The sequence below is a fragment of the Vreelandella neptunia genome (genome assembly GCF_022489065.1).
GTDB lineage: Bacteria > Pseudomonadota > Gammaproteobacteria > Pseudomonadales > Halomonadaceae > Vreelandella > Vreelandella neptunia_A.
Genome location: NZ_JAKVTW010000055.1, coordinates 1 through 1,382, shown reverse-complemented (window position 1 = coordinate 1,382; position 1,382 = coordinate 1). Strand labels below are relative to the sequence as shown.

Annotated in this window: 1 protein-coding gene and 1 pseudogene; both read right to left on the bottom strand. The window is 52.1% G+C overall.

Features of this window, described 5'->3' with window-relative positions:
- Positions 1-723, bottom strand: a pseudogene (locus MLE19_RS22795) (ATP-binding protein); the annotation flags it as partial.
- A partial coding sequence (locus MLE19_RS22790; RefSeq protein WP_425356827.1) for a response regulator transcription factor occupies positions 710-1,382 on the bottom strand: 673 nt, incomplete at its 5' end. The gene MLE19_RS22790 and the pseudogene MLE19_RS22795, both read right to left, overlap by 14 nt.

The following is a 1,382-nucleotide window of genomic DNA, read 5'->3' as shown; positions in this document are numbered from 1 at the left end:
TGATAGGTTGGCGACCGATTCTCGCGAGCGCTTCAGACGAAGATCAATGTCGTCCATAAACCAGTTCAACTGGTCGACTAATTCATCTAGCTCCGAAGGGGTTACTAATGACAAGCGATCACGTTTGCCTGATCGCAATCCTTCAAGTTGTTGGCGCAGTTGCCAGAGTGGTATGAGTCCACGGTTAACCGCTAGCATGTTGAGCATGATGAGCATCCCTAAAAGCACGGCGGCGATCCCACCAACCCACCAGTGCAAAGTTGCAAGCCCTGCTTCTACTTGGGAAAAATCCTCGCCCACCAATAGCACACCCTGCGTGCCCTGCCACTCAAAATGGCGGCGATAGACGAGCATGTGCTGTGTTCCGCGATTCACATCTATTAGGGCATCGCCGCTCTCATCTAGCAACGGAGCCAGCTGTTGCTGCCATTGCGGGTCAGAAGCGCTGACTAAGCCATTGAAACGGAGTACGTAGAGATGATGAAAGACTTGATAGCCTTGGCTAACCGAGTCGAGCGCAATCGGTACAGCCGTTTGGTCTTGCTCTAGCTGCGCGACCGCGTGGTTTGCTTCACGTTGTAAGCGTTCACCTAAAAAATCCCTTGCCAGGCTCTGTAAAAAGATCCCGTGCAATAGCCACGTGGTGACCACCACCAGTAGCGCGACGCCGCCTAGCCATGCGAGTAGCCGAATGCGTAAACTGCGTCTATCAATGTGAAGCAAAGAAATACCCCTGACCACGTCGCGTTTGAATGACTGATTTACCGAGATAACGGCGCAGACGAGCGATGTAGACTTCCACCAAGTTAGGTGCGGCAGCGTCCTGCTCCAAGGCGTAGAGCTGCTCTAGTAGCTGATCTTTCGAGTGAATACGGTCTGGATGAAGCATTAAGTAGCGCAGTAATCGAAACTCCGTTGCTGTTAGCGAACGCCACGTTTCTCCTTCTAAGCACACGCGTTGACCCGCCTCATCCAACGAGACACCGTTAAGCGTAATCACCTGAGATAACTGACCAGACTGCCTACGCAACAAGGCCTTCAGGCGAGCCATAAGTTCGGCTTCGTGGAAAGGCTTGGTGAGATAGTCATCGGCTCCGGTTTCAAGTCCGATAACTTTATCTTCCCAGGTATCGCGCGCCGTCAAAATCAAAATAGGCGTACTGCGCTTCTGCTTGCGCCAATGAGCGAGAAGATCTAACCCCGACCCATCGGGCAAACCGACATCTAAAATAGCCAGCTCATAATCCTCGGTTGCCATCAGCGACTTGGCCGCTTTCAATGAAGCGGCCAAGTCGACAAGGTAACCGTTGTCCTTGAGACTCTCTGCCAAGCTTTCTGCAAGCAAATCATCATCTTCGAGTAGCAACAGTTTCATGGGTCTG